This is a genomic window from Candidatus Methanoperedens nitratireducens (genome assembly GCF_900196725.1).
In the GTDB taxonomy this organism is placed as follows: Archaea; Halobacteriota; Methanosarcinia; order Methanosarcinales; family Methanoperedenaceae; genus Methanoperedens; species Methanoperedens nitroreducens_A.
In genome coordinates this window covers 1-7,710 of sequence record NZ_FZMP01000107.1, presented here as the reverse complement: position 1 = coordinate 7,710, position 7,710 = coordinate 1, and the positions used below count along the sequence as shown (strand labels likewise).

The window sequence follows — 7,710 nt, the reverse complement described above, 5'->3', positions numbered from 1 at the left end:
GTCCAGATTTTCCATCCCAACGATTTAGCAAAATTTGGGGACAATTCTGGTGTAATTTGGGTATAGTTTACAATAATCGTTTTTATTATTTAAAGTTTCGCTTTGTATAATTTTTATCGCTGTTGAAAACTTATTGAAAATAAAAAAGGATTATGGGGCTTTTTTCCTGCCCCACAAATCAAAAATAAATTTAAAGATTACTGTATTGCGCTGAATGCATTTATGCGCCCGTATCCTGAAAACACATCAAAGCCCGGAGCATTTATATCAACAGCGGTTGCCTGTAATTTGCTCTGAATATCGTTTGCAGAAATACCTGCTTTAAGCATTAGCGCTACCGTTCCGGTTACGTATGGGGTAGCCATTGAGGTACCGCTCAAATATGCATAAGAGGACCCTTTGTATGTTGATAGAATATCTACTCCCGGAGCTGATACATCCACTTCCAGTCCATCGCTGCTCCAACTTGCCACAACATCGTTTGAATTCGTGGCAGCAACCGCTATAACATTGTTGTATCTTGCAGGGTAGCCTACATTATTTGTCGAAGGATTGCCGTCACCTGAATTGCCCGCTGCAGCAATAAGTATAAGTCCTTTTGCCCTGGCAGCATCAATCGCATCTTTTTCCGCCTGGTTGTAGTAAGATGAACCGAAGCTCATGCTTGCAATCTGAGCATTGTCTGCTGCCCACTGTAAGCCCTGTATAATATCGCTTGTATAGCCAGACCCTGCATTATTCAGTACTTTTACTGCGTAAAGGTGAGCTTCGGGGGCAACGCCTATTACCCCGATATCATTATCGCCCACTGCGGCTACTATCCCGGCAACATGAGTCCCGTGCCCATTCTTATCAGTCCAGTATCTTGGATTTGTACTGCCATCAGGTCTTCCTGCAAAATTAACTCCGCCCTTGATGTTATTTATAAGGTCAGGATGGTTGGACTGTATTCCAGTATCCAGGATCGCCACCTTTATCCCGGTGCCTTTATTTGTACTGGTATTCTGCCAAACCGCAGGTGCATTTATCTTCGTAACGCCCCATGGTGTGGTTTCTGCTAATGCTTGAACTATACGGTCAGATTCTACGTAAGCCACTTTCGGATTTTTCTTCAATTCCTCAATTTTATTCTTAGGCAGCTTAGCAGCAATTGCATTTATAAGCGTATATTCCCGTTTTATTTCTCCGCCATTCTCCTTGATCAAATCCGGATCCTTTTTATCTTTGAAACCGATTATTACCGGAACTTTTTCCTGTGGTGCAATGCTCCCAATGATTGATATGCTTAAAATCACGATAGATGCAACCACAAACAGTACTTTTAAACTCATAATTCTTCACCTCGCATTTTTGGCAGTAGGACTGCTTGAAGTTATCTGAATAGAAATACAACCAAGGGGTACATTAGTCTTTCGATACTCATATAAATGTTAATGATTTTTTGATTTAAGAACGAGCTGGTAGTATGCCCATATTATATGCGATTTCAAAAAATAATACATCTCCGAAGACATCCCGCTGCTCCTGATTTTCCTGATCATTGCAGGTATATCCAGCTCCAGCGGGCAGTTCTGCCTGCACCTGCCGCACGTTAAGCAGAACTCAAGCTTCTCATCTTTCTCGCCGTTATAAAGTGAATAATATACAATGCCCTTCCCGCCAAGGTGGCTGTCCCTGGCGAACTCATTGCCGATGGTATTGTACATGGGACAGAATAGCAGGCAGTTCCCGCACCCCACGCAGTAAAGGAGTTCTTTAAACCCGTTCCTTGCAAGTTCGCTTCTTTTGTTATCGACCAGTATTAAAGTGATATCAGACGGGCTGTGGACGCCTTTGATGAACTTCTTCTCAACATCAGCGGTCTTGCTCACGCCAGTGATTATCTCAACGAACGAAGGTATTATGGAGCCTGTGGCATTATAGCTTAGGACTTTCAGCATACTTACCGCAGACTCGATATCAGGATATATCTTATCGATAGAGGTCACGACTATATGCTTCTCCTTTCTCATGACCTCATAGATGTTCCCTTCATTATGAGTTATCACGATGGAGCCTTCCTCGGCAGTGATGGCATTTGCGCCCGTGATGCCAATTTTCGCTTTATCCAGATTGGAAATCACATCTTCCCTGACGATTTTTACGATATCTTCCGGGTCACCTTTAATGGGCGTATCATAGTATTTCGACAGCCCTTTTGCTATATCCTTTGCAGAGAGATGGGTCACAGGTCCCGTAGGGTGGGACGGTTTTGCATCCAGTATCTGTAAAATCCTGTCCCCGATATCCGTCTCAACGACCGTTAACCCTTCTTTTTCAAGAGCTTTTGTTAGTTCTATTTCTTTTGTGACGTTGGATTTGGATTTTACAATGAGCTTTTCCTGCCCGATCTCGCTCAAAATAACGGTTATAGCCTCTTTTTTTTCTTTTACGAGATGGACTTTGATCCCGTTTTTCTTAAGTTTTTCAATAGCCTGGGCAAGAAGCTCTTCATTCCCCACACAGAATTCCCTTACTGCTTTAAGTCTTGTTTTTCTTTCGGCGAAGTTTCCGGGCAGGTTTAAACCCTGCCTCTCTTTTACCGAATTAAATGCCTTCCGAAGGGCTTTGATCTCTCCGTAGTTCATAATTTCCTTTTCTGGTTGCATTTCGATTTAATTATCAAGAGTACTAATTTCCACTTTGCACTATATAGATTTTCTTCGCAGGGAGTTTATGGAGTTCACTTTAAAATTTTCTTAAGAAGATAAGGCGTTATGAAAGTAGTGATTATGCACATAGCTAACAGCAGGGCATATACACTCTGCTCTATCAACCTGTGTTTTAATCCTATCTCCAGGATGACCAGTCCCATCAATCCGCGCGCGTTCAACCCGATACCCGCAGCAGCAGCGTCCTTGAACTTCATGTTGGCAAGCAAACCTCCTATGAACGCGCCGCCGCTTTTACCAACCGTTGCAAATACCAGCGCGCTTAAAAAAAACGTAAGCTGATATATATTTTTACTTGCAAATGGGTCGGAGTAATCAAAAATCACTGTTGCATCCATCAGCAGTCCCATATAAGCAAAGAAGATAGGAGAGAAAATACCGAATGTTATGGATGATATCACATTATATACGTTGGAATATGCTTCCTCGCCGATTGTCGTACCTTTTATAAGGATTCCTGCATAAAAAATCCCTATTATAATAGTAACTCCGAGCAATCCGCCAAGGTTCCCTATCAATATCCCGAATAAAAGGATATAAAAGAACTGCGATTCCCTTGTCAGTTTGCCGACCGCGAGAGTTATATACCGTGCCGGCAGACCGCCTTTAATGGTCAGGAATTCATTGAACAGATATACTAATAATAAAAATATTAATATTTTAATGATAGCTGCCGATACAAAACCCGCTTCCGGCAGCCTGGAGCCACTTTCAGCGATAAAGATAACCATCACGAACAGGAAGATACTGAAAATATCGTCGATCACTGCGGATGTCATGATTATTTTCCCTGTGGGCGTGTCCATTTTCCCCAGATCCATCAGTATCCTGACACCTACCGGAAGGGCGGTTAGAGAGAATACCACCCCTATAAATAAAGAGGTTATTATATCCATGCCGTACAGCTTTCCTAACAAAACCCCTGAAAGGATGGCAAGGTTGTTCCCCATAAAAGCAATAAAAAAAGCAGGGCGGAAGTACTCCTTCATGCTTGTCAGATGCATCTGCATCCCTGCAAACAGGACAAGAAAGATAACCCCAAGTTCAGCCAGGGCATCCAGACCGTTAGTATCAGGGCTTATAAGATTCAGGATGGACGGCCCGATAATGAACCCCGCGATCAGTTCTCCGATAACAGGCGGCTGTTTTATACGGGCAAAGAGCCCGCTTAAGAGCCTTGAGACCACCAGTATCATGAGTATAGTAATAATGATGTCCATTGCCCATTATTATATCCTCATATTATATTAACCCTTACAATACGACCTGGAGCATACCGCCCTGCAACAGGCATAACATATATAGCCTCCCACAGGTATTTTCGCTCATGCAACCGGGTATAAAAGAGAGCGCGATACAACAGTTCGGCAGGCAGGCTGAAGCCTACTCAAAAGGGAATATATTCGTGGACGGGGTTCACCTTTCCGAGGCAGTCAAAAGAAGCGGCGTAACAAAGAACGACCGGGTTCTTGACATCGCGACCGGCGCAGGTTTCCTCGCGCTTGATTTCGCAAAAAGGGCAGGCACGGTTATAGGTTGTGACATCACTCTCAATATGCTGCTCCATGCCCGCGAAAAGCAAAAGGATTCAGGGCTTGAGAATACAGAATTTCTTCTTTCTGATGTGGAATCGCTGCCCTTTGAAAATGAAACATTCAATATAGTATCATGCAGGTTTGCATTCCACCATTTCCCTGAGCCGGTGAAAGCCCTGCAAGAAATGAAGCGCGTGTGTAAAACCCGCGGCAGGATAGTCCTTGTAGATGGCGTTTCATCGGAAGACCGCGAGAAAAGCCTGTTCCACAACCGTATCGAGAAGCTCCGTGACCCGTCACATGTTCGTATATATATGCGCAGTGAAATGGAACAAATGTTCAATGAAATAGGAGCCACTATTACAAATTTAACGCACTGGGACATACCTCAGGATTTTGATGACTGGATGAGAAGGGCGGGGACTGGCGAGAAAGAAACAAAAATCATTAAGGGACTGATGGAGGAAAGTATAAAGGGCGATAGTACAGGTCTGCGGGTAAATCTTGAGGATGGGAAGCTGGGTTTTACTTATGACACTATCATCCTGGTAGCAGAGATAAGCCGCAGCAATTGACTGGCGTTAAAAATACCTGCAATCAAAACTATTAAATACAATACTATTAATTTTAAACCAAGACTAAGGAGATACTATGGCTATTGATTTAACATCCACAGAAGCATTGCTTTTAATCACTGATCTTATTCTTATTATCATAGTAGTGTATTTAGTTGACCGGCTCAGGAAAATAAAAAAGAACACCAAAACCGCAGAAGAGAAGCAGTCCCTGGAAACCGCCGTACCTCTGGAGGTCAAACCGGACTTATCGGTGGTAAAAATAAATAAACCGGAAAAAGCCGAACTTAAGCCCGGAGACGGGCAGACTGTGCTGGCATCACCTGTAAACACGGAGCCTGCCCCTGAGCAGGATGAACTTGAAGACAGGTTGCTTGAGGAACTACATGCAATACCATCAGAGGTAAAATCGGAAACAGAGACTAAGGAACCTGGCATACTTAAGCTTGAAGATGAGCCGCCTGGAGAAAACCCGGCTGGTACAGTGCTTGGAGATGCAAAGCCGGGAAAAGTACGAAAGCCCAGGAGGAAGAAACGAAGTAAAAGTAAGAAAGCTGCTGACAGCGGGGAAGCCGCGCAGACCGTTAATGGAGAGACTAAACCCGCAGCCGGGAAAAAAGCAGGCAGAAAGAAAAAGGTTGCTGAGCAGGCAGGGCAGATTGTAGAGGTAAAACCGGCGCAAGAGATTGTAAAAGAAGAAAACGCGGATGCAGTTGTGAAAGTGGAAAAAGCCGAAGAAATCGTAAAAGAAGAAAAGCCGGAAGTACCTGTGGAAGAAAAGAAGCCGGAAGAATTGAAGGACTCAAAGAAAGATTCGTTATTTTGATTATGTCTGAAACCGATGCTGTTAACTTAAGGTTATTATTTGAACAACCCTTCTGAGTATTATCAGAGAGATAAGCTATATAAAACACGCAAAGTTAGCAAAGAAGAGCACTATTAATCTTTGCGAACTTTGCGGTGAACGCTCATGGTCTACCTGATATGCCGAACTTTAATGTTAAGTTAACGGCCATCAGTACAGGCAGGTTAGTATCAAATGCATTAGCAACTATGTAGCTACTTGATATTTCAACCTTCTTGAAGATTACAATGCCGTTAAAATTTTTAATGACATTGTAATATACAAACAGAAAGTTATATATAGCCCTCGCTCTATCCAATAAATTTGATGGTGTAAACCAAGGGTGATAAGGTTGATAATCAATAATCTGGTCGCACTTGGTTTTTGCATCCAGAAAACGTGGGGTTCAGTCGCCGTTTCAAGAGAGCAACCGAGCCCCAGCATTTGCCCGAAGGCATGATAATGTTAGCTTTGAACTTATTTAAAGCCAGCGCCGCGCCTGAGGGCAGCAAAGAAGAGAAAATATAAATGGAGGAATAATATGAAAAAAGCAGAAAATTCTTTAATGGCGGTACTTATAGTAATGTTAATGGCGAGTATTGTACTGCGATGGCAAGTGCACAAACTGAAAGTGCTACACCAACTGCTAAAGAGGTAAATATCACCGGACCGCATGTAGTATTTTTTAATGTATCGGGTTTAACGCCTATTGAAAATGGACATAGGCTTATAATTCAAGGAAATAAAACTTCTACAGTATGCAAGTATCCTCAAACGGTACTGACAATAACACCATCTGAAGGAAATATATCCAAAATAGAAAGAGAACTGGCGGTCGATCCAGATACTTGTCAGCTATTAGTTGAACAAGGTACGCTCAAAAAGCCCCCAAATATTCCGAACTCATCGGAAATAAAAACAATTTCTCCTAATTCAGCCCAAACTTATTTCCCAGGCACAACAAAGCAGGCGCAAATGACAACAAACTGGTATGACCCAGCCTCTCTGAAAGTAAGCTATGTATATGATCAACTTAACTTCAATTATGACGGGACATACGTTTATGCAAACTGGGCAGGATATTCGCACTGGGGATACCCAACTACACATTGGTATGAAGTAAGCTTTTCACATGATAGTTACCTTACAACCAACACAGGATCTATTTATTCGCGGACGATATATGACCGTTGGGAGAACGATTGGTTCCTTGGCGTCACTACAAATATCTACTATCAACCAAATAGCGTAAGAGCATATCCTGATGGTTCGGTTTTAGGAACTAGTGTCACTTGGGACGATGGTCCAATTGCCTGGATGTTACATTATGAAAAAATACTAACATAACAGTATCGTAGAATCAGGTGGCTCTGACAGGGCCATCTTTTTAATTTTTAAAGGAAGAATATGAACATAAAAGTTTTTCTGTTTAGGTTAATAGGATTCTACAGCATCATTATGGGAATATTTTATGCTACTGTATTAAGTTATACCTATAGACATGCTGCTCTGCCACAAATACTAATACTATCGATTGTTATTATTTCGGTTTCCTGGCTGATCATTGGAGGATTGTTATCATTTAAAAAATATTCAGGGGTTCTGGCGTTAACTCTGATAATTACTCAGATAATTATAGAATTTCTGTCGGGTTTTACTATTGGATTGTTCTTTGTGCCCGTAACTGTTATACTCATTATTTCCGAAATTGGTTACAATCTAATAAAATCAAGTAAATTAGAATAAAGGAGAAGGATTAAATTAAATTTAATAAAATTGTGCTTTTTATTGTATCTGTAATTTTGGGAATTTCTGCTGGGTTAAACAGCGGTTATGCGAATGAAACGGCACATCGATGGCAGCGCCTTTTGTGAGCGGTGTAGCGGCATTAATTAAAAGTAAAAACCTATCTATGACTCCGCAGGAAATCCGTCAAAGTTTGGATTATAATGCAATTGATCTGGATGATATTGGAAGAGATAATATATATGGATTTGGATTAGTACAGGGATGCTGTTAGGTGGTTACCAAAGCCCTCCCAAAAC

The 7,710-nt window shown here is 41.9% G+C and carries 9 protein-coding genes; 6 read left to right on the top strand and 3 right to left on the bottom strand.

All coding sequences use genetic code 11. From position 1 onward, the window contains the following. Window positions 1–197 precede the first annotated feature (197 nt). From MNV_RS07830 to MNV_RS07820, 3 genes are all read right to left on the bottom strand, one after another. Window positions 198–1,331, bottom strand: coding sequence for a S8 family peptidase (locus MNV_RS07830; protein ID WP_096205016.1), 1,134 nt, complete (start codon window positions 1,329–1,331; stop codon window positions 198–200). Between the two features lie 99 nt (window positions 1,332–1,430). After that, window positions 1,431–2,627 carry an LUD domain-containing protein gene (locus MNV_RS07825; RefSeq protein ID WP_179293868.1) on the bottom strand — a complete coding sequence of 399 codons (1,197 nt, stop codon included), beginning with the start codon at window positions 2,625–2,627 and terminating at the stop codon, window positions 1,431–1,433. 95 nt (window positions 2,628–2,722) lie between these two features. Beyond that, window positions 2,723–3,931 (bottom strand): cation:proton antiporter, encoded by a 1,209-nt coding sequence (locus MNV_RS07820; RefSeq protein WP_096205013.1) that lies wholly within the window; start codon window positions 3,929–3,931, stop codon window positions 2,723–2,725. A 107-nt stretch (window positions 3,932–4,038) separates the two neighbouring features. Between MNV_RS07820 and MNV_RS07815 the strand changes: the two genes are divergently transcribed. The 6 genes from MNV_RS07815 to MNV_RS21225 all read left to right on the top strand — a co-directional run bounded on the left by MNV_RS07815 (window position 4,039) and on the right by MNV_RS21225 (window position 7,685). Then, window positions 4,039–4,821 (top strand): class I SAM-dependent methyltransferase, encoded by a 783-nt coding sequence (locus MNV_RS07815; protein WP_096205011.1) that lies wholly within the window; start codon window positions 4,039–4,041, stop codon window positions 4,819–4,821. Between the two features lie 76 nt (window positions 4,822–4,897). After that, window positions 4,898–5,647 (top strand): hypothetical protein, encoded by a 750-nt coding sequence (locus tag MNV_RS07810; protein WP_096205010.1) that lies wholly within the window; start codon window positions 4,898–4,900, stop codon window positions 5,645–5,647. A 402-nt stretch (window positions 5,648–6,049) separates the two neighbouring features. Beyond that, complete coding sequence (locus tag MNV_RS19495; protein WP_179293867.1) at window positions 6,050–6,193, top strand: hypothetical protein; 144 nt, start codon at window positions 6,050–6,052, stop codon at window positions 6,191–6,193. 81 nt (window positions 6,194–6,274) lie between these two features. Next, on the top strand, window positions 6,275–7,012 hold the full coding sequence (locus tag MNV_RS07805) for a hypothetical protein (protein WP_096205008.1): 738 nt from the start codon (window positions 6,275–6,277) through the stop codon (window positions 7,010–7,012). A gap of 60 nt (window positions 7,013–7,072) precedes the next feature. Then, the gene (locus tag MNV_RS07800; RefSeq protein WP_096205007.1) at window positions 7,073–7,411 is read left to right on the top strand and encodes a hypothetical protein; all 339 of its coding nucleotides are present in this window, start codon (window positions 7,073–7,075) and stop codon (window positions 7,409–7,411) included. Window positions 7,412–7,520: 109 nt separating this feature from the next. Beyond that, window positions 7,521–7,685: a S8 family serine peptidase gene (locus MNV_RS21225; RefSeq protein ID WP_096205005.1), complete on the top strand. Its 165-nt coding sequence runs from the start codon at window positions 7,521–7,523 to the stop codon at window positions 7,683–7,685. Window positions 7,686–7,710 lie beyond the last annotated feature (25 nt).